Annotated in this window: 12 protein-coding genes; 1 reads left to right on the forward strand and 11 read right to left on the reverse strand. The window is 40.1% G+C overall.

The genetic code is table 11. The features are described 5' to 3' along the window. Positions 1–37: 37 nt before the first annotated feature. From fahA to J8L98_RS04525, 11 genes are all read right to left on the reverse strand, one after another. The gene (gene fahA, locus J8L98_RS04475; protein WP_210995478.1) at positions 38–1,351 is read right to left on the reverse strand and encodes a fumarylacetoacetase; all 1,314 of its coding nucleotides are present in this window, start codon (positions 1,349–1,351) and stop codon (positions 38–40) included. Positions 1,352–1,460: 109 nt separating this feature from the next. Further along, positions 1,461–2,507: a 4-hydroxyphenylpyruvate dioxygenase gene (hppD, locus tag J8L98_RS04480; protein ID WP_192508320.1), complete on the reverse strand. Its 1,047-nt coding sequence runs from the start codon at positions 2,505–2,507 to the stop codon at positions 1,461–1,463. A 454-nt stretch (positions 2,508–2,961) separates the two neighbouring features. Further along, the gene (locus J8L98_RS04485; protein ID WP_192508319.1) at positions 2,962–4,395 is read right to left on the reverse strand and encodes a peptide MFS transporter; all 1,434 of its coding nucleotides are present in this window, start codon (positions 4,393–4,395) and stop codon (positions 2,962–2,964) included. 265 nt (positions 4,396–4,660) lie between these two features. Then, complete coding sequence (locus tag J8L98_RS04490; protein WP_210995479.1) at positions 4,661–5,872, reverse strand: DUF642 domain-containing protein; 1,212 nt, start codon at positions 5,870–5,872, stop codon at positions 4,661–4,663. A gap of 164 nt (positions 5,873–6,036) precedes the next feature. Continuing rightward, positions 6,037–10,119, reverse strand: coding sequence for a poly-gamma-glutamate synthase PgsB (locus J8L98_RS04495; protein WP_210995480.1), 4,083 nt, complete (start codon positions 10,117–10,119; stop codon positions 6,037–6,039). Continuing rightward, entirely contained in the window at positions 10,109–14,389 is a 4,281-nt protein-coding gene (locus J8L98_RS04500) for a hypothetical protein (protein WP_210995481.1), read from the reverse strand. Before J8L98_RS04500 ends, J8L98_RS04495 begins: the two co-directional genes overlap by 11 nt. Continuing rightward, positions 14,368–15,129 carry a hypothetical protein gene (locus tag J8L98_RS04505; RefSeq protein WP_210995482.1) on the reverse strand — a complete coding sequence of 254 codons (762 nt, stop codon included), beginning with the start codon at positions 15,127–15,129 and terminating at the stop codon, positions 14,368–14,370. The genes J8L98_RS04500 and J8L98_RS04505 overlap by 22 nt, the downstream gene beginning before the upstream one ends. Then, positions 15,116–17,395, reverse strand: a complete 2,280-nt coding sequence (locus J8L98_RS04510; protein WP_210995483.1) for a hypothetical protein — start codon at positions 17,393–17,395, stop codon at positions 15,116–15,118. Before J8L98_RS04510 ends, J8L98_RS04505 begins: the two co-directional genes overlap by 14 nt. After that, positions 17,382–20,495, reverse strand: coding sequence for a poly-gamma-glutamate biosynthesis protein PgsC/CapC (locus J8L98_RS04515; protein WP_210995484.1), 3,114 nt, complete (start codon positions 20,493–20,495; stop codon positions 17,382–17,384). Before J8L98_RS04515 ends, J8L98_RS04510 begins: the two co-directional genes overlap by 14 nt. Continuing rightward, positions 20,495–22,474 (reverse strand): hypothetical protein, encoded by a 1,980-nt coding sequence (locus tag J8L98_RS04520; protein ID WP_210995485.1) that lies wholly within the window; start codon positions 22,472–22,474, stop codon positions 20,495–20,497. The genes J8L98_RS04515 and J8L98_RS04520 overlap by 1 nt, the downstream gene beginning before the upstream one ends. Positions 22,475–22,495: 21 nt before the next feature. Continuing rightward, complete coding sequence (locus J8L98_RS04525; protein WP_210995486.1) at positions 22,496–24,727, reverse strand: CapA family protein; 2,232 nt, start codon at positions 24,725–24,727, stop codon at positions 22,496–22,498. 260 nt (positions 24,728–24,987) lie between these two features. Here J8L98_RS04525 and tyrR point away from each other — a divergent pair, with 260 nt between their 5' ends. Continuing rightward, complete coding sequence (tyrR, locus tag J8L98_RS04530) at positions 24,988–26,544, forward strand: transcriptional regulator TyrR (protein ID WP_192508310.1); 1,557 nt, start codon at positions 24,988–24,990, stop codon at positions 26,542–26,544. The last annotated feature ends 24 nt before the right edge of the window (positions 26,545–26,568 follow it).

A 26,568-nucleotide genomic window follows, 5' to 3' on the forward strand; every position in this document is an offset into this window, starting at 1 on the left:
ATGCACACCTTTGATTTATATGAATTTTTGGAACTGACTATTTTGCTGGTAGGATTGTGCCTTCAACAGAGCCAAATCCAATGCGATTAAAGCCTTCAGCTTCACACCAACCACGCATGATCACGGTATCACCATCTTCTAAGAACTTACGCTCCTCACCATTGGTAAGCGTGATACTTTCTTTGCCACCACGAGATAGCTCAAGTAATGAGCCTGCTTCTTCATGATCTGGGCCTGATTGAGTACCTGAACCAAGCATATCGCCAGGTAAAAAGTTACAACCATTCACTGTGTGATGAGTCACCATTTGTGCAACTGTCCAATAGCTATGCTTGAAGCTAGATTCAGATACCTTACTTGGCGTATGGTTATCAGCACGCATCTTTTGTGTTTCAATAGACACATCCATTTGAATATCAAAAGAGCCTGACTCGCGGTTTTGCGTTGACTCTAAATACTCAAGTGGCTGCGGATCATTTTCATTACGTGTCCACTGCGTACGATAAGGTGCCAGTGCTTCAGTCGTTACTATCCAAGGAGAGACCGTTGATGCGAAGTTTTTCGCTAAGAATGGACCAAGCGGTTGATATTCCCAAGCTTGTAAATCACGTGCTGACCAGTCATTAAATAAACAGAAACCAAATACATGGTTCTCGGCATTTTCTATTGCAATATGATCGCCAAGTTCGTTGCCTTTACCAAGGTAAATACCAAGTTCTAGTTCGTAGTCTAAACGCTTACATGGTCCAAAAGATGGCATATCTGCGTCTGGCGCTTTAGTTTGGCCTTTCGGACGTGGGAATGCTTGGCCAGATACACCTATTGATGATGAGCGACCGTGGTAACCGATTGGTACCCATTTGTAGTTAGGTAAAAGCGGATTGTCAGGTCTAAATAAACTACCAACCGCGGTTGCGTGATAAATTGATGTGTAAAAGTCTGTGTAATCTCCAATATGACATGGCATTGAATACTCAACGTCAGATTGTGAAACCAGTGCGGATTCAAGCGCACTTTGATGCTCAGACCCTTCACGTAATGCACGAGACAGTGCAAGACGAAGTGCAGACCAATATGATTGGCCCATACCCATGAATTCATTTAATGCAGCGGCATTTGCAGCCGTCACAGCCGAGTGAGCTTCGCCTGAGAAAATACCGGCTTCAGCAACAACTGCCAAATCTAAAACTTGATCACCAATGGCGACGCCGCCACGAAATTCTTCGTTGCTGTTTGTACGGCGAAATACGGCAAAAGGTAAATTTTGAATTGGGAAATCAGTACCAGCTAAGTTGGCGCTTGCTACCCAGCTCATTAAGCTATTATCGTGTGTTTCGTTAATAAAAGACATTATCTTTCCTGTTTAACTATCATTGAGACTATTTTGCCTCAACTTAAATAGAAAAGCAGCCTACTTAAGTATAAGTAAGCTGCTTAGACACTTATTTTTATCAGCGGCGTTAAAGTACGCCGCGACGCTCTTGATCTCGTTCAATTGATTCGAATAGAGCTTGGAAATTACCCTCACCAAAACCACCGTCATCAACACGTTGGATCATTTCGATGAAGATTGGGCCAAATAGGTTCTTTGAGAAAATTTGTAGTAAGTAACAGTTCTCACTTTGGCTATCTACAAGAATTTGATGCTCACGAATTTTATCTTTATCTTCTTTTACCCAAGGAACACGGTCAAAAATGGTATCGTAGTATTCAGGGATGATGTCTAATGTTGCAATGGTTGATTGATCAAGTTGGTCAAGTGAACCTACAAGGTCATCGGTTAAGAATGCTAGGTGTTGTACACCTGGACCATTGTACTCATTTAAATACTCATCAATTTGGTTATTATCGTTGCCTTTCCCTTCGTTGATAGGAATAGAGAAAGTACCACAAGGCGATTTAAGTGCATATGAGATCAGTGCCGTCTTTTGACCTTTAATGTCGAAATAACGCACTTCAGTAAAGCCGAATACGTCTTTATAAAAGTTAGCCCATGTTTCCATCGTGCCTTTATAAACATTGTTAGTAAGGTGATCTATACGGATGAATCCTTTATCTTTAACAATGCGCTGTTCTTCTAAATCAACAAAATCGTTGTTGTAGATAGAGCCTTTGTCACCAAATACGTCGATAAAGTAAATCAGGCTGTCACCAATACCGTAAATTGCAGGGTAAGGTAAGTTTTTGTGTGTTGAATCTGTAGCTGGCTTTGCGCCACGCTCAACAGCCACTTCAAATGCTTTTTGTGCGTCTTCTACTCTCCAGCCCATTGAGCATATCGCTGGACCATGACTTTTTGCAAACTCAGCAGAGAAACCTTCACGTTCGTTATTCAATAAAAAGTGAATGTCGTTTTGGTTGTAGTAAGTGATATCTTTATCTTTAAAAGATTTAAGCTTTGAAAAGCCAAAATCAGTAAAGACTTTGTCCATATAATCTGCATCAGGTGTTGCGTATTCCGTAAACTCAATACCAACTAACTTTAGAGGGTTACTTACTTCACTCATTGTCTTACTCCAGCAATTAAGCACATTAGATTGCTTGTTTAGATGTGTTTCTCATTAACTGAATAATTCACCAAAATGAGACAAAGGGAAAGGTTTGGGGTAGATTTCACAAAGTCGTGATTTGTAAATTTACTTGCACAATGAGTCGATAAAGACGCGTGCATGCTGACAGCAATACACGTGGTAATTTTCTAAGCGGATATTCTCCGGTATTAATCGTGGAGGGAATACTTTTTATATGTGATTTTTATGTTTTACTTATTGTAATGTAAGGCATTTTTTATTTTTTCGGGATTCTACATTTGAAAAGCAATAAGTGGGTATAGGGTGAAGGGTACAGTGTTCTTTGTCTTTAGAGTGTAAACCAGCGTATACAGATGTGGCTTTAGGGGCATGTATGAATGAAAAAAAACCACGCTTTATCGGCGTGGTTTTTTTGTAAAACGAATTAAAACTACGATTTAACCGCTGAGATTTCTAACTCTTCCGCTAAAATGTGCTCTTGAGTGTGTGGTTCATGATGTCCTTCTGCGCCGTGCATCCAATCGACTAAGCGGTCGCTGAGCAAGTACATTGCTGCTGCAGACAATAAAGCCGTTGCCCCAAGGCCAATGAAGATGCCCATCGCGTTGTTCATGGCTTCTTGTCCTTCACCTAAGAATGAGCCAACAAAGCCTGCGATTTTATTTGCGATGGCAGTACATAAGAACCAAATACCCATTAGCAATGATGCTAAACGCAAAGGCGCTAATTTACTCACCATAGATAAACCAATCGGCGACAAGCATAGTTCACCTAAAGTATGGAATAGATAAAACAGTACTAACCACATCATACTGATCTGTAATGAACCTTCACCAGAGCCTTCAGTGATTAATGCTAACATCATGGTAAGAAAGCCAAGGGCTAGGAAAACCAATGCAATCGCAAACTTAACAGGGGAGTTTGGTTCTCGTTTATCAAGCTTTAACCAAATCATCGCGACAATCGGTGCGAAGATAATGATGAAAAGTGAGTTTAGAGACTGAAACCAAGAAGCTGGGATTTCAAAGCCCATCAGCATACGGTCAGTATAATCGTTGGCAAAAAGGTTCATCAAGCCGCCTGCTTGTTCAAAGCCCATCCAAAAGATGATACTAAATACACTCATTGTAAAAATAACCTTGATGCGGTCTTTCTCAACACTCGTTAATGGTTCTTTAGTGCCTGTTGCTGACTGTGATTGTGATAACTTAGCTGAAGGAACAACGCCAATATCACCTAAATACTTTTTACTTAGTATAAGCTGCATAACTACTGAAATAACCATGCCGATACCAGCGGCAATGAAGCCTGCTTGCCAGTTTATGACCGCTGCAACATAACCTGCAACAAGTGGCCCTAACGCACCACCTAAGTTGATACCCATATAGAAAATAGTAAATGCGCCATCACGACGTTTGTCGCCGTCATTATATAAATCACCGACCATAGTTGAAATATTTGGCTTGAATAAACCATTACCAATACACAGTAAGGCTAAACCAAGATAAAACACGTTAACTTCCATGCCAATGACTGCGCTGTGCGGAACCCCCATGATAAAATGGCCTAGCGCCATTAAAATACCACCTATGATAATAGCTTTACGCTGGCCTAATACGTTATCAGCTAACCAACCGCCAAACAGTGGGGTTAAATATACGGCCATGGTAAAAGTACCATATAGGCTAAGAGCGTCGGCATTTGACCAGCCAAACCCTCCGTCTTGGGTCATTGCAACAAGATATAAAACTAAAATGGCACGCATGCCATAATAACCAAAGCGTTCCCACATCTCTGTGCCGAACAGCAAGAATAAGCCTTTAGGATGTCCTAAAAACTCTCCTGCTTTAGGTAATGAACTCATATGTACTTCCTAATAAAATCAAATATGTTGTTAGGCCTTATAATAATCGTGACACATAAAAAATTATGCGTTTGAACGGGTGGCCAATGTTTTTGGTGTTTCTGCTAGTTGTGACGAAATAACTGACTAACTATGCAAAAAGGGTGCGTTAGTATAACTAGCTGCTGCGTGTTGGGGAAGCCTAGAAGCGGCTTGTACCTTAAAAGAGGCAATAAAAAACCAGTCATTTGACTGGCTTTTTTAATAAAAAATGACCTATATACGATTAATTGCAATAATCGTCCACAAAAGTCAAATCATTAACGTGAGGGGCAGCATCCATTACATAGGTTGCGACAGCCGTTGCTGGGTTAACAGAGTATATTTTTGCATTTTCACCAGCTACTCGACCTGAAATATACACAGTTCCATTGTCGCCAATGGCCAAACCTGATGCCCAATTGACGCCATGGTCACCAATTTTGTCTAAACTCATGTCACCATCATCTAGAGTATATAAAGACTTTCCTGTCAGTACATATAACGTATTATTGTCCGCAGAATAGGCGATATCACCATGCTTAAAATCATCTCCTGCAAATGTTAATTTACCTAAGACTGTTTTTGCGCCAGTCTGTAAATTAAAATCATACATGTATGTTTTACTTGTTGACCGTAATGACTGGCCGTCAGGTGTTATAGCAGAGCGGTAAATAGGATATGACGTCGCATCTGCGGCCTCAGTTTCAGCATTACTTGCTAAATCCAAAGTCCACACTTTAGACGCTTTGGTGTTACTGTCTTGCTGTTCCATGAAATACAGCACGCCATCTTTGCTCGCAATATTGGATGCAGTGTGAGATACCCCTGTTAATTTACTATATGTGCCAGTATTTACATCGAAGAAGTAAACATATCCAGCTTGCTCAGAACCAAAATCATTAATACCAAATAGGCCAGTTAAGCAGGCTCTATTTGCAATACCAGTTACTGAGACATTGTCAATAAAAGCACCGTATGAGTCAGAGGTACCGGTGCCTGTAAACTTCAATTCAGTTGAAGCCCCAGAAGCTGTTACGCTGACAGAGATATGCTGCCAGCCTCTTGAAGTGCCATTTAGATTTGCCACTTCAGCACCATCCCAATATACCTTTGCTTGGTTGGTATCGCTGTTATTATCAACGCGTGGAGAATAATAAAAGCTCAAGGTGTAGGTTTGGTTAGCTTGAGTAGAAAGCGTTTGCTTTACACTGTAGTTGGCTGTTGAGTCTAGCTCTATGTATTGATTACCTTCTTGTGGCGTGATGATACCAAGTGTGTTTGTTTGAATTTCAAACTTAGCCCCATCTCTTTGCCAACCGGTCATGTTATCAAGTAGAGTCCATTTTTTAGAAACAACATCCTGTTCAAATGAGCCATTCGTCACTAAATTACTCGCAAAAGCGGTGTTAAGCGAAACAAGAGAAGCTAAGCTCAAAGTTAAAAAAGACAGTTTCATATAGAACTCCTAAAAATAAGAAACAGTGGAAGCAGTTAAGCTCAATAGATAAATTTCTAATCTTATTGTCGTACTTTTTAGTGTCGCGGTCAATTAAACGACAAAAATACGCACGATGCTATTATTCCAAGTGATAAGAATAAAGTATTTATAATCCTTTTGGGTTACTTTTCTTTTGGCAATGATAACCACCCAGGTTTTTGACTACGGTTTAGTTGTGCTAAAACTGTAATGGCCTTTTCCATTGTTATCCGTTGTTCAGCAATATCAATATAGACTTGTTGTGCGGTTTTTTTTCGTTTCACAGCAGCGCCAGCGTCTAAAAATGACTCGATAACTTGCAGTAGAAACATCGTTAATTTGGAGTTTTCCCGAGTTGAGCGATTGGCAGTTATCAATTTACGTGATTTAGTGAGTCTGTCTTTTATATGTGTAATTTCTGCTTGGCTAAACTCATTTTGTGCATGAGCAAGTGCAGCTACATTCATTAAAGCGCTATCTAAATAATCAGTTTCTAAAATACTGAACCTGTCTTGTTGTGCAAATTGTGTGAGGAGTGAGCGAAACTCAGCTTGGCTTACTTGTTCGTTTAACAGTTTTTGGCACACTTGATACGTCTTTTGATACTTTTGCCATGTGTAAACATAATTTAAGCCAGCACCTTTAATATTTTGCATGCCAACAATCAGTTGGTGCTGATGATCGCATGCGAGGTGACTGATTGTGGTTGTTAGAGCATCAGGTGTAACTTGTGCATCATCAATTAACAGACAGCGTTCCGTAAATATCTCAACTAAAGGTTTGAGCATTAAGGTGCTGAGCGAGTGTGATCCTTTGATTGTATCCAAAATTAGCTGTATTTGAGTAAACTGCGTAAAACTTGTTGTGAGCAGTTCAGCTTGTTTGTCATTATTATCGAGACGTTTACTTAAGGCGATGTTTAAGGTGTTAACCTCATTGATATCATCGACGCTTAAGGGGTTGTCTACAAGAGAAACATTAGCTCGTTCTAACCATTCAGCGGTGTTGAATGGTATTTTAAATTGCTTTATTAAGTGTTTAAGATCGTCAAAATCTTGATTGCTAATAATTCGTGCAATCCGTGTGTGCAATGCCTGCTCTAAATATGAATAGAAACCATCAACGTTGCTGCCAACCACGACGACAAAATCATAGCTTAAATCTTCAATTACAATTTGCGCGAAGACTTTTGAGCGCGCAACTCTATCATTGCGATTATTGATCAATGCGATAGTTTGTATATGAGGCAAGTCCCCCATATCAAAAAGACCTAACCTGCGCCAGTTTTCCAATGTAGCTAAACGCTCATTTGCCGACATGCTGTTAACAAAGGATTGCTTTATTTTACCAATCGGAGCGGCTTCAAAGTGTTGTAATACGCCAATGTCAGGCACTATACGCTCAGCAGTTTCCTTAAATACAAAGTCTTTTTCAATGCCAATATATTGTGCCATCTTTGCAACTAACGCGATGTTGTCTGGATGCTCATCATATGGGTAGAGAGCACGTATATCAGGTGTAATTTGAAATCCATCTCCCCAATGAACCTGAATTAAGGTTGTGTTATTTATGGTAGCGGCTTCATTGAGGATCGGCATCATGGTTTGTTCTGATGTAAATACTTGCGTATTTTTGCCAATAAAAGCAGACATTTCTCGCGCAACATCTATACCAGTCGGGCCTAGTATATCTTCATGGTCTGGGTAAGCATTGGTGATTGTGGCGAAGTTGTCTTGCATCCATCGGCGCAATATTTTTACGTATCGTGGTGTTAATCCCATACATTCCCATAGAAAGACATCGGCGTTGACTGATTTGGCAAACGAAAGCACATCACTTTGTTCCCAAATACTGGCTTTATCGAATGGTCTAAAAAGTGGTATTTCACATTGTTCACCAGAGCTTTTGGAATAAATCATCATCGCTTCACAGCCCGTAGTTTTGGTGATCACTCGCAATGCTAGAGCGCTGAACAGAGCCGCTTTAAGCCGCTCAGTTCCCGACTTCCCCCGAGTGCCCCAGCCGCCAATACTGACTGGAATATGTTTACGGTTATGCATGATTTTTCGGCTAACATAAATGTGGCGACTCCAAAAATATCCCATAAAGCCAACAACAAAAAAAACCAATTGAGGCAGGGTATTTTGATAAATTGAATACAGGTACTCTTTAAAACTGAGCCAAATATTAAGTATTGGCGCAGACACAGAGAGTCTTTCGAATAACTTTTTAATGCTAGGCTCTACTGGGAAAGTGGCACTTTCAAGTGCCCCATAAGGCTTAAATTGTAAGATAAACCCCATAGAGTTTAATTGTTCTAAAAAACGACGCTGCTCTAGTTCATTGCCTTTTCTAAGCTTGTCTAACGCTTTGAAGTTAATTGATATACGCCAATAAGCAGCAGTTCTTTTCCACAATGTTGTGGGTTTTGTGATCTCTAGAAACCCATCTGGTGTATAGCTTTTCACTGGGCTTGGCAGGTTATCTTGGCTTAAAATTGAAAGTAGGTAATCAAGTAAAGGCAGATGTGGACGAGTACTTAATTCGGATAAATGATATAGCGGTTCTCCAGGGACGTTGGTTTCACTTATTTCTGCGACGGTGCAGCTAGGGACATGAAGTTGAGCATTGGGCTTTTTGGCTAATACATGGCTAAAGCTTTGTCGTTTATCTGTACTCGGGTGAAAAAATTCGTGCCAAATGCGCCATAACCTGCGACCCATTTTATAACCTACTTGAATGGACCAGGCTCCCTTATGTTGCTTACCATTAAACCCATGTTGCTGTTGTGCTCTAAAGCTGAGCGCTCTGCCTAGCGCTTGATGCTCAGTATCTGCCGATAACTTTATAGTGTGAACTGAGGTTATTTGTGCATCTATATTTGCGACTAACGATTGTTGGTAAAAGCTAGCTAGTTGCTCTCTAGTACGTGAGATACACCGTTTTATAGCAATATCTTGAGCAGTTATTAAAGCGTTATTTAGCTGCTCAATAAATTGAATAAATACAGTATCAGGTTTATCACTATTTAATTGCATATTAAGCATAATACGCGCACTTTGCTCTAACGTAATGCGCTTGATGGCCACACTTTCTTGGCCATCAATCACCTTTTTCCAAATTTCATAAGATAATGCGGCATCACAAAAGCGGGTCGCAGATAGCTGTTTAATAATCGTAAATCGAACCGCGTCACAATTTTCTTCTATAAAACGGCTTTGTAATATTGCTTTAGCCAATGAGTCAGAGAAGTTAGCAATTTGTTCAATGAGTGATTGACGGACCCTCGGATAAGGGTGATGACTGCACTGTTCAATTAAACGTTCATCTTGAGTACTGAGGGTGCTTTGCCGACATAATATTTTTGGAATTGCACTTAATATAAACAGTTGATCATTGTTTTTCGGTTTATGGGGATAGCTATTGACGGATTCGTCTAACAACGCCCACATATGGCTGCGAATAAAGGTAGGTCGTTGGTGAATGAGTATTTCAAGGATATCGATGACAGCAAGATAAGGTGTATCTTGATTTTCTAGTTGCTCAATGAGCTTAGAAGTTAACTCTGAGTCTAGATCAGGGTCAGCATTGCACTCATGAATTAGCGCAACTTGATTAACTAAAGCCCGGATCATGCCATGACGAACATGTGCGTTAGGGCTTGCTTCTAACAGCCTCAAGAAAAAGGGTTGTAAATCTAGTTTTGCCCAAGTGTCCGTTAGTAATGCTTCATTATTTCTTAAGTACCGTTTGGTTATAGCACCTAATTTTGAGATCAGAAATTTAAGGCTTTGTTCAATGTCAGCTACTTGACTTTGATAGCGACCAATAACAGCCCCCTCGTCAAACCAACGTGAAAAAGCGGCTTTGTCGGCTTTTAATTGCTCTGAACTGGCGCCCAGTTCTTCTGCATAATTTAAAATATGTAGCTCTTTTTCAGCATCAAAATCGGCTTTTGCAAACCTTTCAATAAAGTTTTTATAACCCGCTTCAAGCCCTTGTAAATTCACATGTAATTGTTCTATTTTGTGGCGTAAAAATGCAATTGTTTGCAATTGTAGCCAGTCGATTTGTTGTTCAGCCTCAGGCTTGTGTTTGATTAACTCCCAGTTTGCAAGTTCATTAACCAAAGTTTGATATTTATGGTGATATAAATTAAGCCAGAACTTCTCTGTATCGGCAAAAAGTAAGTTTTCTAAGTGTTGTTGTATTTTATCAGTGGCCATAAATATCTTGTTCAGCAAAATGAGAGAGCTGGAGTGATTGAAATAAAATTTCATCGTGTGCAAAAGGGGTAAAGCCGGTATTTTGTAAGTTGCCTAAATTAACTTCAAATCCAATAGCATGTTCATTATTAAACCAATCTTGTGTCCAGCTGAGTTTTACCCAACCAGCGGTATTGTTGCTAAAATCATACAATGTTTGCCAGCTTAATTGCGTTAAATATTGCCATGTATCGTTGGGCCTATTTTCATCTGCAAATTTATAAATGCTTTGCAGTTGTGCAGCAAAGATCTGACCTTGATAATATTGTTGTGTGGTGGCGCTAAAGTAGACATTATCAAAAGAGTGCCAATTCTGGTTCGAGATACCGCCCATTCTAAAGCTGAGTTGGTTGTCTACCCAAGGTTGATATCGATATTCATATTCGGCTTGCCAGCCGTTCATATGATCCTGTCTATAAAACCCGAAAATACTAGGGTTAATTTTTAAGTCATCTAAATAAGTTTGTGTGTCTACACTGGTGTAATAGTAAAAGGGCTGCCACCACCATTGATGCCTATCACTTTTATCGTTTCGCCAACTTTCACCAACTCTAAAACGTGCGAGTCCAGCATACTGACTCTGGGTGATATCACTACTGTCTTGCCAACGGTTAAATAGAGCAGTTTCGCTAAACCAGTGACTATTATCATCTTGCCAATTATGGACCGCGTTCATTACATAGGTATCATAATTATGATTACTGAGTGAATAAGCAATTTCTAACCTATACCAATGCTGCTTATTATTATTGCGTAACCTAATACCAAAATCTAAATTATGATTGGCAGGTAGGGGCTCGTTTGTTTCAAATATACCTGAGCGACCATAACGCATAAATCCTTCCACATGCGTTAAATTACCATCCATTTTAAGCGTATTATTAATAAATTCGTTGGCCGTTGGCTGTTGTATCAATTTCGGCTGTACAATGGCTAATGGTGTGACCGGAGGGGAAACGACTAGTGTATGTTTATTGGGCTTTAGCTGCCATGTAAATACACGAGCGAGTTGGGCATGGGTACTGGGTAACGTTAATGTTCCAGCAGGGTGAAAAACTACTTTTTCAGTGCGTTGCATCGCGTTAATTGTTTCTATTTTTAAGAGTTGATCTCTATTTAATTTCAGCGTTGTGGGCTGCTTTTGTGTCGCATAGTAAAACAGTTGTTTGGTGTCTAAATCTACGTCCTGCCAATAACCCTCTCTAAAGACTAACACACTGACATTGAGTAGTTGTGATACATAAGGGTTTACCCAGTTGAGCATGACTTGACTGTCTGAATGCTCGGTGTTGTTTAAAGCATACTCTACTGGACTGTTTGGTGTTACGGGCCACAGAACATGATTATCACCCGTTTCAATCAAAATATTGGCATATTGATTCGGTAACAGCTCTGTTGGAGCAAACGTAAATTTTAGTTTGATGGGGAGCGTTTTTAGTTCGCTCATATCTAGATATAAAGTGTGATGAGGACGAAGCAATACGCCATCCAGTTGAATGTTTTTACTAGAATGACGATTTACTTGCTCAGCCAAGCTTCGTTTTAAAATAGCATCTGTATCAATTAATTGGGTTCCCGCATAATTGCTATAATGTTTACTCGTTTGCCAATGCCCAAAATGTTTCACGCGGCTCATTAGGGTGGCAAGCTCTGTCGGTAAGGTTTCAATTGCTAACCGAGTAAACAACAAAATAAATTCATGTTCAAGGAGTGATTGAGATTCAAGCCGCCACAGAGCATTCGTTAAGAGAGTTTGCAGCGAAAGGCTTGGGTCATTAATTAAGTCATCAAATGGACGAGAAAACAAAAAGGGCACATTGGCAGTTTTAGGAGGTAAAGTCCCCAAACTTTGCTGATGGAGTGTATTGATGCTCACAGAAGTCGGCATATCACTATGAATATACAACTGCTCACCTGCTTGCAAAGTGACAATACTCTCACTGGCAATAGATAACCTTGTGTTCAATGCCGGAATTTGGGCCGTTGAGGCAATATCTGAAAATATGGGGACAATCGATTGTGTTTTTTGTGAATCAAGATGTAGCCACTGTGTGCCGTTTGAATGCGATTCTTGCCAAGGCGCTCTCGCGCGCAGTTGTAATGTTAAATCTCTTTTTGCGGTTAAGGTTAGCCCTTTACCTTTGGAAATATTAAAGGCGCTATAATGGCTAGTTTCACCGAATATTGTGCTGCTGCCATAATGGGAAATTTGATAGTATGGGGGCTCTTGTAAGTGCGCTTTCGACACGCTGCGATAATTACTGACTTGTAACGGTAAGGGATTCAGATGAAGAATATCTTGTTTGTCATGTACTAACCAAAGTGCGTCTAAGTACTTTTGTTGCGATAAAAGCAGCTGCTCAGCGATCGGAGGACATATTTCTAACGCTGTATTAAATACGGCACATAGCCCTTGAAGCTGAAAACTATTTTTGTTCCTCTTATATATTTCAATCAGTTGTGTCGCGGCAAAAAGTTTTAGTTTTTGATCTGATGACAGTAATAGTCCTTCTAAATAACTTTGTGCCAAGCGTTGTTGGTTTAAGCTCTCAAGTGCCTTTATTCTGAGCTGCCATGCATTTTTTTTCACTTCAAAATGTGGACTTGTAACCAAGTGTTTTAAAATTGGTAATGCTTCTAAGGGGTTGCTTTTTAATAGTTGTAATGCATTACCTAATAGCCGGTGTGAGTGTATGATACTTAATTGCGGATCGGGTTCTGAGACTGTTTCTTGGCTGTGATTTGTATAAGAGGTGAGTCCGTTTATGTAAGCGTCTGCAGTGCGTTGAATCTGAGTATTCATATGCGTATAAAGCGCTGGAAGTTTGTCTTTTAATTTGCCTTTTTGGACATATAACAGTTCGTTATTCGGCAAGGTTAGTAAGTCATCAACTTGCAGTGCTAATTCAATGCTATTTTGATGCTGAGTGCTAAATTCGACGGTGCGTATATCTCGGGGCAGCGGCACTGTAAGCTTAATAAAGTGCTGGCTGGCTTTTAATGCGATGGTAAAGTTTTTGTGTGGAGCCTTCATGTTTAAAGTTGTATCGATAGGCGTACGAACGAATAGGGTAATGTAGCTGCGCACACGACTGAGGTGTGACCAATCAAAAGCGAGTTTACCTTTTAAGCGATGTACTAGGGCATCACGAGTTAGTGAACTTGTATAAAGGTGGTTTAGGACTTTACGTTGACCTTGAACTATCGATATTTCTTGTGTTTCAGAGTAACCGGGTTCATTGTTTAGTGTAGGGAAAACAAAGCGTTGAGTGCTTATTGTTTTCATTAAATCTTGATGGCGCCTTTTTTCAATAGGGTTGGCTTTTGCAAAGTTGAAATGCATAAAGTCATCAAATCGTTCATCAAGATAAATATGAGACAGCGTTGTATTTAGGTTGTTTACCCAGTAAGGATTAAAATTCGCCTCTTGGTATTGTTGTGCTGCGTTTGAATCACGGATCCCTCGGTGCATTTGCTCCATCTTAATAAGGGCAGGCCCATGGCTTTTGATTGTTAGATAGCTGTCTTTGGGGAGTGCGATATAGTCTGTATTCGCTGTACTCACTTTTTGTTGAATATATTCACTGGCCTGTGAATTACCTATAGTGAGTATGCTCACCGGTTGTTGATTGACATAAAGACTGATAGTGCCTCTTTTATCTAGGTTATGAAGGGTTTTCCTCACCGTCACCTTGAGCTTTTTTGCATCCGCAAAGTAGGTAGTTATTTGTTCTTTATCTTCCAAATTGTAGTAAGTTTCATGATCTTGAGCAAGCGTGAGCCGCGTGGTTTTCAGAGGCAATTTCAGACTGCGACGAAATGGAGAGCGATGATGATGATATTGCCCTAACCATATCTCATAGCGCTGACTTTGAGTGGAGGTGTTGGTAAATTTGATAAATTGATTGCTCTGCATTGCCGGTAGCTGACAGCGCTCGTTGCGACAAGTCAGCGAAGAGACGTTGATTTTACGCATTGCTAATACGCTAGACCCTTGCCAAAGGTCTATAGCATTTAATAATTGAGCTGGTACTTCTAGCCAATTACCCTCAGGTACAAATACAGTTTGGCTATAGTTTTCTGCAAGTCGCAAATATTGAGTTGGCATAGTTAAAGAGTTTGGTTTATTTTCGTCTAGCCAAAAAGGCGCATTATACAGCGGTGTCTGTGCCGCATATGCTGGAAAAACCCAAAGGAAAATAAGGAAGCTTAAAGAGTACGGCTTAAACATGAGGTAAACTTTCTTAATAGAGGTTGATCTTGGTGTAAACGTACGCGTGTGACTTTGCTTAATTCAATATGCATGAATGAACGAGGTTTTAACCCGAGTTTATGTACTATATTTTTTGTACCGCCTAACTCTTTAACAGACGTGCCGTATAAATACGCGATAAACCCAATGTTTGTGAAGCAAGCAGTGAGTTGTTGACCAGTCAAGTCGGACGTTTTTCCTTGGCTCACAATGATATCTGCATGTTTTGCTATTTTTGAACGCCTTTTTTTGTTACTAAAACCATGAATTTGGAAGATACGTGCGCTGGGATTGTGAGTTTGATATGCAACTAATGCCGCATTATGAATATTGTATGGCCGTTTTGAAAAATCCATTGGATATTTATCGGGACTGTCGACGTAGCGTTGATGAGAATTACTTAGCATAACCTGACAAAGGTGAGTGTAAATATGTTTGCCGATCATCAGCGTGCCCGTATCATAAAATTGATGCGGAACAGACACGACACAGCGTTGATTAATCGGGTTAAAATAAACGTGTCCGCCGCCCTCTTTCGTGGATGTAGCCAGCAATGCAGATTGCGATTCAATTTGTTGAAATTGCCATGGTGCAATGGCCGTAGGAACTTTAAACCATACAACCATATCGTTGTATAATGGTTGAGAGTAATTACTCAACGCACACTGCGAAAATATTATGCAGATTAGATAGAGTGTCAATTTGCTAATTGGCTTCATATAACCACCATTTTGCTTGTTTTTGTTGTTCTGATGTTTCTTCTAGTACACTAACCCAAACATCTTGATCGGTCTTTATTGTAAATTTCTTTAATAATTCTATATCGTTATTAATCGGTATTGTTATTGAAGGATAGCTGAAAAGTGATGTTTGAGCAGGGTGAAGTAAAAATGCTTTATTCTCATTCGCCTTGACGAGTGCATAACGTTTTTTCGAAATTGTGTACTCGTCGGTGAGCTTTTTAGAAAAATGCCCATGTAAATGGGTATCAACGAATAAAGGTGTGTCTTGCTCATTATTTGAATAGAGTTTGATTACAATCGAATCAGGTCTTTTATCAAAGCTTAACTCAAGTGATTGACCTGCTTTTAATTTAAATAAGCGCTGTTTTGCCCAGCTCCGATTAGAACCTAGATTGGTATAAAAGTATGAACGCTTCGATTGTATCCTTAGGGGGGCATCATCAGGTAAGTCATTTAGTGCATATTCAGTATAAAACGGGGCACTTGATGATAACTCTACGACACGTGATTTAGCGAGTAATATCGGGTCGTTAGGGACTGTAATTTCTGACAGGTTTTTTAGCGGCCTAAAATTAAAGTCTTTAGGGGGATCAATAGGATCGAAGTACTTTGGTTCGGTTTTAATTAACGCTGTATTTGAGCGAGGTAAGATATCGATTAGATTTCGACCGTAATGAAAGGTTTGCTTAACTTCAATTTCAGGGGGAGACTCAAAGAGTCTAACATTCAACATCTTTTGTTGTTCAGTAAAGGTAAAGTCATTCTGCGCTTGTTGAGAAAACCACGCATCTATTTCTGTAAATTCAGGTAAATCGACTTGGCATAGAGCTTCGCATAATACCGTTTGGTAATGAAAGTGTGCTTGTCTCGCTTGCATTTTTGCACTAATTGTTTCTTTACTACTTATCGATAAAAACGCAGCATTGCTTGGAAGGCGCAGGTAAAACCTTTCTGAATCTGTAGTTACGCTTCTGAGTGTGTCGGGAGTGATGATGCGGTCAAACAGTGCTTGTTGTCCTTGTAATTTGACTTGATGAGTTTCGATAAGTTGTTTCTGAGTGTTAAATAAGGAAACAGATATGAGAGCGCCTTGTGCCCCTCTAAATTGAAAGTTTATATCACTATTTGGCGCGACTCGATAGTTGGCAGATAAACTCTCATCAATACCATAATAATAACTGTGCAATGGTGAGATCGGGGTTGTATCAGCTAAAAACCAACTAGATTGTGTTATTGTTTTGGACTGAATGACGATAAGACCTGGTTGAGTATTAAGTAATTGATAGGTATTAGGGTTTTCTAATTTTTCCAGTGTTAATTTTTTAGGCTTTTCTCGTTGTTTAAGGTCGTACCAAGTTATGTTGATATCTGCGATGTTTCCCTTGATATTTGCAGTAATATCACCGCCTTCATACACTCGAAATGAAGCCGATAAGTCTTGATCGGTATAGAAACCGTCAAGATCCAATTGTTGCGCACCAAAATCATATGTCAAAACATGGTAAGGGAGAGTTTCATATAGGGTATCGGCTTTGAAATCAATATCAGGTACACCTTGTGGCGCAAGCTTTAGCCAATCAAATGTCACTGCATTATGAATTTCTCGAGTGGTAATCGCATTGGCGCCAATGGTGTGGTAAGCGATTGTACGTTCGCGCCATTCTACCGGGAGCTTTAACCAGGCGCTATTTATGTCATCTGTATCTGTTGGTGTTTTTGCATGTATGCGAACGACCACGCCTTTGAGACTAGAATCTTCAGGTATTACCCGCAATGCAATCCGGCTTGCATTGGTGAGCTGCTCACTATTTATATAAAAAGATTGTCCAGAAGACACTGATAGTGCTGCTTTATTCTCAATAATTTGTTTAACTTGTTGTTGGTCAGCGTCCAGAGCCAGCTTCGAAGCATGATGATACACTTTTTGCATCAGCTGGTTATTGTCTTGATCAAGTAATGTGTATTCTATGGCATAATTAATAGGCTTATCAAACTCGACCTGTTGAGCAAAAATTGCATTCGATAGAATTCGCAAGTTATATGTTCTCGATGGAGAGAAGTTATAAACAAGGGGTTTATCTGAATGTAGCCAATGTACATTCGACCGAGTTTCTTTATCTGAACGTTGTGCCATAGGCTCTGCTGATTGTAGCCAAAAGTAAAAGCGTACCCCAAACCAGAAAACAATGATAAGCAATACTAACCAAAATGTTATTTTCAACAGCCACTTAATATAATACATGCTGACCCCTTCTTATCGCGGCTTCATATACATGGCGGTCTATTAGCTTGTTTCGGGTTGGTAAGTATAGGGCAATCAAGGTACCCCCGTTTTTAATGGCCAATGCGAGCTCATACTCCGGATCAAGTTTGACAGCTTGTAAAGTACAACGTTTTCCGGCTTTGCAATAGTCAGTGAGTAAAGGTAAGTGTTGAGATATTGCATATTCATCAGTGATGTGGCGCAGCTTTTCAATACTGGCTTTATCTACATTAGCCCAGTCATTTGGTGCGAGCGTCGATAGCATTAAACTGGGTAAGTATGCGACATCTGAAATTGCCAATAATCGTTGCAACAGTGCTTGTTCAGATATAGAAAAGTGTTTTTTAAAATCGGAGGCTAACCATAATGTAGCGAGTTCACTATTTGGGGCAAATAACTGATAACCAGTTTGTGGTGATGTGCCGAGCTCTAAGCCCCTTGTTGCAGTTTGACCTTGTACTATTTGATGCTCAACACCTAGTTTTGTTAACGCTAACCGTAAATCCCTTAATACCGTGCTTTGGAATGTGTGCGGATGCGTAAATTGAAATGCAATTGCACTGGGTCTTATATGTGACGGTGCACTATGACTGCGAATTTGCAAGTTCATGATATTTTTATCGTGATCATGACGCAACACACTTTGATGTACTATGTTAAAAAGTGACTTCACATTTGCAGGGGTCATTACATTAGAAAAAGGGCTTGCGTACGGGTGCGCACCTGCAATAGATAGTACTTTACCTTGAATGTGTGTAAATAATTGTGCTGAAAATTTTAAAGTATTACTTTCGAATAAAGGCCTCGGCACTTGAATATTGAGTGATTTTGCTGGGTTTAGGTTGATAAAGAAAATACCTTGACCCTTTTCATAAAACTGCTGTTTAGGAATGGGGGCTATCATGATGTAACGGCCTTGCTCTGACATCATGAGTGTTAGTTCGTAACCCACCATTTGTGCGATATTGTTAATTTGATTGAGCCTGTTTTGGATATTGGCATTAATCGTTTGATTATTTAAACCATCTACTAAAATGTATAGGGGACGGAGTATCTCAAACTCCCATAGTGCCGCTTCATTATCTGACAATAATGCAAAGTGCTCACTGCCTTTTGCACTAATATGTGGGATGTAATGTTCAATTGCATTTTCTACTGAATCAGTCAAATATGTGATTGGAGCTTGATTAATTTGGCCGTCGGCGAGTGCCACTTTTGACATCAAGGAGGTGTAATTTGCGGTGTCTAAAAAGGTTTCTAAAAACTGACCTGAAAACTCTCCCCCAGGTAGGCTAAATGAGCTTGCTAAACCAAACGAACTATTTTTGCAATTAAGCAGTTCTCTTAATTCTTTTTGGCTAATTGCATTCGGTAGTTGATTATAAGCCCACAGTTGACACTGATGTATAAATGGACTGTTGTTTAAGAGACTTTGGCTACGCGTGTTTATTTCTCGTACTTGTAGGATTTGTTCAGCTGACAGTGCATTAATGAACGCAAGGTAGTACTTACTTTGTTGGCTAGATGAACTGGCACTCAAAGATTGTGTTAGTTGCGTGCCAAAGAGTAAAGCGCCGCTATTTAAATGTGATAATAATAACCCTGCGGCATCACTTGCTAAGCGCTCAGATGAGGGGTGTGGTACTGTGATCAGTAGTTCAGAAGTTGGTTGCTTTGTTAATATAAATAAACCGCGCAGAGAAAGCTTTCTTGCATCTTGAATATAAATATAGTGTTCGTCTTGGCGTAGCAAAAAATCTAGTTTCATTAACATAGCACGGGCTTCATCAAAGAGTTGCGTATTTTGCCTGTCTCGATTTAACAACCTAACAGCGGACTGAAATTGTTGTAATTGTTGCCCCTGTTGATATTGGCTAATCTCAATTTGGTTTTTTTTATCCGTATATAAATAGCTTTTGTACTCACTGATCATATGAGTCAGGCCACTCACGGCTTGATGTGTCTGAAGCTCTTTTATATGTGCTGAGCCAAATATGGATGGTACAAACATGATCACAAAGCCAATCGCGATGGCGATAAAACCGCCAACAACAGAGGTTTGAAATGTGGCTCTGATCACCAGTCCAAGCGCATTTTTTTGATAAATTTTTAATGCGAGTAAAGTTGAGAGCATATAACCGAATGCAAAAGTGTCGGTGACTTTTAAACTTGGATAATATTGAACAACGACGTAATTCAATAAGAGCTTATACACAAAACCAATATTAAAGAAAAATAGTAGGAGTCGAGCGCCTTCGAAATTAGCGTGACGTAATCTAGTAAAGTGCAATAACCCACTGCCAATAATAAGAATTACAGCGGTTTCTGCAAATGATGTGAGTAATTTACTTGGCTGCATTAATTGTAAAGCGAGCAATGCAGGGAGCATGATGCCATTAAACTCCCAGCCGTATTTAATATTTGCACGAGATGCGATAAACGCGGTGATGACCAAGATAATGTACGCTTTCGGCGCCGCTATAATTGATGCTGCAACGGCTTCATACATAATAGCAAGGTTAGCAATACTAAAGTTGCTGTAGGGCATTAAGATAAAACGGACAATGACATAGGTGAGTAACAGCTGGATTAGCGTCACTTTTGCACCGTATCTGAACCCTCCATTCCACATGACATTCGCGGTAAGAGCAATAATAACGAGCCCTAAGCTATATAATTGGGCTGCATAATCAAAGGTAATGTCCCATAAAGAGAACAGCGACGCGATAGAGGGCCAGAATAAGGTGTCCATGGTGACCCTTACTAAAATGCTGATCAAAATTATGGCGAAGAACCTATCTCTGCCAAACATTTCAGCAAACCCAAATCGTTCCATCATAGTTTTGGCTGATAATTTCATCACAATGTAAACAATCACCGCCTCAATTAAAATAACAGTGGCAGAGGTGGGACTTACAATAAAGAGTGGAACTAAATACCCAGGGACAACGAGTCCCGTTAAGGGGAATCCAAAGCGTAAATTGAGAAAGCAAACAACCCCAATGCCTACCCAAACCGTAGTAATAACAGATTGACCCAGGCCGCCCCCATTCGGGAATATATTTAATAACCAGTCCATTAATCAGATATCCACTCAGACTGCTTTTGAATTTCTTGCTGTTGGGTCAAAGTGGATAATTGTGATAATAACAAGCTGGGGTCATCTAGATGTGCGACGAGATCTGAAATATTTATAAATTCGAACAAGATCCCACCGACCTCAAATGGGTCACCCGCGCTATTTTTCACCTCAGAAGCCCCAATGGTACGCACAGAAAGAATGTAAACTTGATCATCGAAAGTCACTGGCTGGTACAACTCACCTCTATGAAGTGTTAAATAACGTAACTTACCCTTAGCTACATCATGTTCGAGCTGGCCCACCTTAGCGAGTAAATCTAAAGCTGTCATGTCAAAAATTGATAAACTCTGCTGTCGGGCGAGGGTTTCTAATGCTTGGTTGGTTTGGATAACTTGTCCAAATAAATTAAATAAAACGGTTGCAGAGCCGACTTGATTAAACACGTGTTCAAGTGTGGATAGTTTCTGTTCCATTTCATTGATTGAGAGCTTTATTTTTTGGCTTAGAGGTTTTTCTAAATTTAATGTTAATGCCCGCGTGAGCACACTATTATTGGCACTGTCTTGGGCGCTAAAAATACGATAGTGAAATAATAACTCACCTATTTGGTTAGCAAAGCGGTTTACATTTTTTAAAAAAGCCGCTTCATTAAAATGTTCATCGGTGCGAACGGTCATCGCCCAAAACCCTCTGATATCCCCCGCGTACATAAGAGAGACAATATATTGTGTTTCATCGTCGGTGATATTATCAAAAAATGGCCGTGTAATGCTCACCGCACCAAACTGCTTAATGGCGTCAGAATAGGGGGGACGTTCATAGTCTCGCCGCATTTCATGAATATTTGAGAGCTGGCAGTTAACGGCACGAATTTCGTAAAGTCGATGATCTCCTTCTTGGCGAGCAAGAAATATGCTTCTATCTAAGTCGAGTTGTTGCTTAACGAGTTCAATAATTGCATCCCAAGGATTACTTTGTTCAACAAAAGATTTAGGCAGGTAGCGTCCTAACATACGTTGCTGGATATTGTTAATAATGCGTTGTAAGTCGTCTTCCTCTACCCATTTCTTAGCAAAGAACATCCACACTAATGTTAAAACAGTATAGGTAGTGAGTTGTCCCGCGGGAATTAAAGTATGCCAATAAATGAGTATAAAATATGCACTTATAAACCAGAGTAGGCAAAGACCAAAAGCAATTATCAGGTTTATATTGATACTAAACTTTTGATAAAGCACCATTAATATTAAAACAATAATGACTTGCACAGTTAACGACGGCCAACCATCAAATGTAGCCACTAAACTATTTGTATCTATATTGTGTGCAATGTAGGCATATAAATAGGCGGCATCATGAAATGAGTCGACCTTTGGTGCTTTTAATCTCATTCCATAACCGTGAGTTCGTTGTGTTAATACGATTATTTTATTGTTTAATTGAGATTCTAAAATATCGCCAGATAATACGCGATCGCTATCGAATTTTGGTAGGGCGTGTGGTTGTAATGAAAAATTAATCAGTGCGGTATCAGGTAATTGTTTTTTAGGGAAAATGAGGTGCCAAATGTTATCACATGATTCAGTTGGTAAATTCTTAAAAATGATCGTGTAACCAGCCCAACTTTCAATGGGCGATAAGCATTGATTAGTCTGTGCATGAGGGTACAGTACCGTACTAGCGTGTCCGGTCGAGGTGCTGAAAATAAGGTCTGAAAATACAATGACAGCTTTTGGTGACCCAGCATCTATAATGTGGAGTAGCGCATTATGCTGTCTTTGAAGGTCGCCACTTTCAATGACAACGACGTCTGTATTTTGCTCAGATTGCACTACACTGAGTAAGTGATATATAGGCGCATTTATTTTCTCGATCGTACCACTTAACTCTAAGGCAAGCATGCACCCCACCAAGCTTAACATGAGCCAGAATGTTTTTTGGCGCCGAATGATAAAGTACTGCTGCTTTATCGACATATTACTCCTTGCGCAGAGCCGCTAAAAACTGCGAAAAGAAAGTGTTAATGTGAGTGCCTCATCAGTATTGACTCTAAGAAAATCAAGGCCATGCATTTTACTAGTTTGCCATTGAGATTCGTTAAATTGTAAGGGCCTTTGCCATGAAATCAACGCAATTTCATCTAATTGTAGAGTTGCATTACCGTCAGAGGGAGGAGCGTGCGTTAATGCTAAATTAACACCTCTAGCGGGCAGGTTTTCAGGACCCATAACTTGACTATCATCAGGGAGTTCAAAATGATGGACGAACGGTGTCCAATCATAACTTGATGCAGTCATAAGAGGGACTCTATTGAATGAAAATTCGAACCCATCTTCAGCTGTCGTTACAGTTAATTCAGCATTGAAGTCGCCTGCATTGTCACCTTTAGCATAGCCAAAAAGTGTAAATTCGTGGTATGCATCGGAAACACTTTCCGCTGGGGTGATAGGCATAGTGCGAATTGTTTGTCTAAATGGTAACCGCAAAGGGGTATTGTCGAATTGTGTTCTTGTAAGGCACATACCTTGGCGATGTCTATATACACCTGTTATACAAGGTATTGCATCTTCATCACTGTGTTCCCAGCGAGATATTTCACCAAACTCATCATCGTTATCCCAGTCTTCAAAGTCACCGAATATCATCAAATCTCTGCCGAGTGTGAATTGAGCACTGTTATTTTTGTCAGCAGTAATTTGCGCTAAAAATGCATTGCTTGGCGCGAAAGCTCTTAAATCTACAATTTGTGTTCCAGCCGATATGGTGATTGTTTTTGTGGTTGTTATCGGTGGAGTATTCAGGCCTTGAAAAGTGACTAAGGCATAGCCTGATTTAGGAATAACAGTCACGTTATCGTCTGAAAACTCCGCGAGCCGTCGTGATAAATAATCACTCAAAAAGCCATTTACTAACCGAGGTTGGTAGTCTTCAATATAAATTGGATATGCTTTAGCGCGCTGTATTTTGTGTTCAGCATCATTATCAATGGTTACAGATACAGCCACACCTAACAAAGTCTCCAAGCGGTTTTGGTCGAATATTAAGTTGCCTAAACCTAAAATCGCGGGTGTCGAGTCATAAACAGCGAAGCCTTGGGCAACGTGAGGGTGGTGTGCAATAGCCAAATCAATAGAGCGTCGAGCTGCGAATTCGAAGCGGTTAGTTATGTACTGTGTCGGAGAGAAAGAGTACTCATCGCCACCATGCATTTGTACTATTGCAAAGTCATGATTTGATGCGACATCAGTGAGCGCATTGTTTAACTCTAAATCGTTGGTTAAATCGGCTGCCCCTCCCTTATTTTCTTGTGCGATATAGTTTATAGGATTGGCGTTACCGGTAATTGATGTCGCAGATACCAAGCCTAAATTAATGCCATTCACTCGTGTTGTAAGTGGGCGGTAAGCTTGAGTCGCATTCATGCCTGCACCACTATGGAGAAAACCCGCATCATTCACGTATTTTAACGTATCTATTAGGCCAGGCTCTAAATAGTCGTACACATGATTATTACCCAGTGCAACATAATCAACGCCTATATCTTTTAAACTATTTAATGTATCAGGGAGAGAGAAAAACGAAAACTCTTTGGTGGGGTGGACACTGCTTGGGTTTGATAATACAGGCGATTCTAAGTTTATTGAGCTAAAATCTGCAGTTGCAAACAAAGGTTTGATAAATTTAGTAATGTTTGTGGCACTGGTTGCAGCAGTTTCATTTTGAATGAGTGCTTGTGCAACATTAGGCACATTGTTGGTCATGGTCACTAAGCTGGGGTCCATGAACCTGCGGCCGAACATAGTATCACCACCAAATAACAGTGTAGCCTGCTGTGATGTTTGCGCGATTAAATTAATGGTTGTTGATGTGGTTGATAATAAACGCATATTAGAAATATGTGGCGCATACCCAAGTTTATTTACAACAAGGGTATAGTTTCCGAGTTTTATATTTGTAACTTCTGCTTGGCCTACATTGTTGGTATTTAACACCTTACCTGCAAAAGTGACGAGTGCATTAGCAAGAGGTTGCCCTGAGTGATTAAGTACTTTTAGTGACATATTTGCGGTTTTGTCACTTTGTTGGTTTTGTTGTTGTTGTTCTTGTTGCTGCTGTTCTGTTTCTGGTGCCTCGTAAGCATCTTCTACGGAGCAACCTAAAAGTAAGAGTGTAGTACACAGCGCAATTAATACATCTCTAATTGAAAACCATACTTTTTTTCTATGCATATAGCCTTGGACCTAAAAATAAAACATTATTAATACATAAATCCATCCTTTAGTATTGTAATTTAATTATTGTCATAACAACAGACTGTTTAAATATTTATTCAGATGAAATGAATGACTGTGTGGTGATAGCTGTACAATTTGAATGTTAATTAAGAGTATAGACCTTATTGTGCAAAATAGTTTACATTTTTCTAGTCCAGTGACTATTCTTAGAGTATGATCGCGCTAAATTGATAACACCCCTTTTTGAGGAACGAATGCGTCTTGAAATTCATTGTGCAGACCGTATCGGTATTGCTCAGGAAATACTCAATATATTAGTCAATTACCAAGTTGATTTGAAAGGTATTGAAGTGGATTCTGTTAATTGCAGAATGTACGTTAGCTTTCCACCGATTGAATTTGAACAGTTTCAAAAGATTATGCCTGAGATTCGCCTTATTGATGGGGTCGAAGACGTGAGAACGACGGCGTTTTTACCATCGGAACGTGAACATAATGAGTTAAACACTTTGCTCAGTGCATTGCCTGATGGAGTCATTTCAATTGATGCGAAAGGCTGGGTGAGGCATTGTAATGATGCGGCGAGTAAAGATATTAACCTCCCAGATTCAGATATTATTGGTGAAAACATCAATAATTTATTGAAAGGGTTTAATTTTACTCGATGGCTAGAAGGGAAAGAAGTATTAGGCCAAACAACGCGAGTCGAGGTTGGTGGTGAAGATTATATTGCTGACATATTACCGATCGCAGTGCCTCAAGGTCCAGAAGGGGATGTGTTAGCTGGTGCGGTAATTAATATTAAGTCACAAAGCCGATTAGGGCAGCAAGTGAGTGCGTTTAGGCGATACGGACAAGAAAGTTTTGCGACTATCCATAATCATAGTACCGCGATGCGACGGGTTGTACGCGAAGCGCGAAAAATGGCGCAGCTGGAAGCGCCAATATTAATTACGGGTGAAACAGGGACAGGTAAAGAGCTACTAGCAAGAGCATGTCACTATGCGTCAAATCGATCGCTCAAGCCGTTTATAGCACTTTCTTGTGCTTCGTTGCCTGATGATGTTGCTGAGTCTGAGCTATTCGGTTATGCCGGATATGAAGATAATGCTGCTCCGAAACGAGGTGTACTTGAACAAGCTGATGGCGGCACTGTATTTTTGGATGAGGTGGGGGAAATGTCTCGCCAATTACAGACCAAGTTACTACGCTTTTTGCAAGACGGTACATTTAGAAAAGTCGGGGATGAAAACGAAGTTAAAGTCAATGTTAGGATTGTAGCGGCTACACAAAAAGATTTGCCAGCGATGGTACAAGAGGGGAGTTTTCGAGAAGACCTGTACTATCGAATCAATGTACTGACTTTGGAGATCGCGCCGTTACGAGACAGAAAGGCAGATGTTGGCCCGCTAGCGGAGCACTTTATTCAAAAGTACGCACAGCAGAATGGCCAAGTTGCTCCTTTGCTAGACAGTGATTGCCTCGAGTTTCTAGAACAGTACCCTTGGCCTGGAAATATACGCCAACTAGAAAACTCTATCTATCGAGCTGTGTCGTTACTCGATGATAAGCAATTGCGTGTCGAGCATATGCAACTACCGACCTTCACTCATGATTTAGGGTATCTTGAATCAGACTTTGAAGGGTCGTTAGAGCAGGCAGTAAAACGCTTTGAAGCAACGTTACTACGTAAGCTTTATCCCGCATATCCGAGTTCTCGACAACTAGCGAAAAGGTTAGGCCTGAGCCATACGGCGGTTGCGAATAAACTAAGAGAATATGGCATTAACAGAAAAACAGTGAAGGTGTAGGTAACAGCCTACACACTTTCAAAT

The sequence above is a fragment of the Pseudoalteromonas sp. MMG013 genome (assembly GCF_018100885.1).
Taxonomy (GTDB): Bacteria; Pseudomonadota; Gammaproteobacteria; order Enterobacterales; family Alteromonadaceae; genus Pseudoalteromonas; species Pseudoalteromonas aurantia.

Coding starts and splice junctions, on each gene's coding strand:
- fahA (WP_210995478.1), bottom strand. CDS start 1,351: ATGTCTTTTATTAACGAAACACACGATAATAGCTTAATGAGCTGGGTA.
- hppD (WP_192508320.1), bottom strand. CDS start 2,507: ATGAGTGAAGTAAGTAACCCTCTAAAGTTAGTTGGTATTGAGTTTACG.
- J8L98_RS04485 (WP_192508319.1), bottom strand. CDS start 4,395: ATGAGTTCATTACCTAAAGCAGGAGAGTTTTTAGGACATCCTAAAGGC.
- J8L98_RS04490 (WP_210995479.1), bottom strand. CDS start 5,872: ATGAAACTGTCTTTTTTAACTTTGAGCTTAGCTTCTCTTGTTTCGCTT.
- J8L98_RS04495 (WP_210995480.1), bottom strand. CDS start 10,119: ATGGCCACTGATAAAATACAACAACACTTAGAAAACTTACTTTTTGCC.
- J8L98_RS04500 (WP_210995481.1), bottom strand. CDS start 14,389: ATGTTTAAGCCGTACTCTTTAAGCTTCCTTATTTTCCTTTGGGTTTTT.
- J8L98_RS04505 (WP_210995482.1), bottom strand. CDS start 15,129: ATGAAGCCAATTAGCAAATTGACACTCTATCTAATCTGCATAATATTT.
- J8L98_RS04510 (WP_210995483.1), bottom strand. CDS start 17,395: ATGTATTATATTAAGTGGCTGTTGAAAATAACATTTTGGTTAGTATTG.
- J8L98_RS04515 (WP_210995484.1), bottom strand. CDS start 20,495: ATGGACTGGTTATTAAATATATTCCCGAATGGGGGCGGCCTGGGTCAA.
- J8L98_RS04520 (WP_210995485.1), bottom strand. CDS start 22,474: ATGTCGATAAAGCAGCAGTACTTTATCATTCGGCGCCAAAAAACATTC.
- J8L98_RS04525 (WP_210995486.1), bottom strand. CDS start 24,727: ATGCATAGAAAAAAAGTATGGTTTTCAATTAGAGATGTATTAATTGCG.
- tyrR (WP_192508310.1), top strand. CDS start 24,988: ATGCGTCTTGAAATTCATTGTGCAGACCGTATCGGTATTGCTCAGGAA.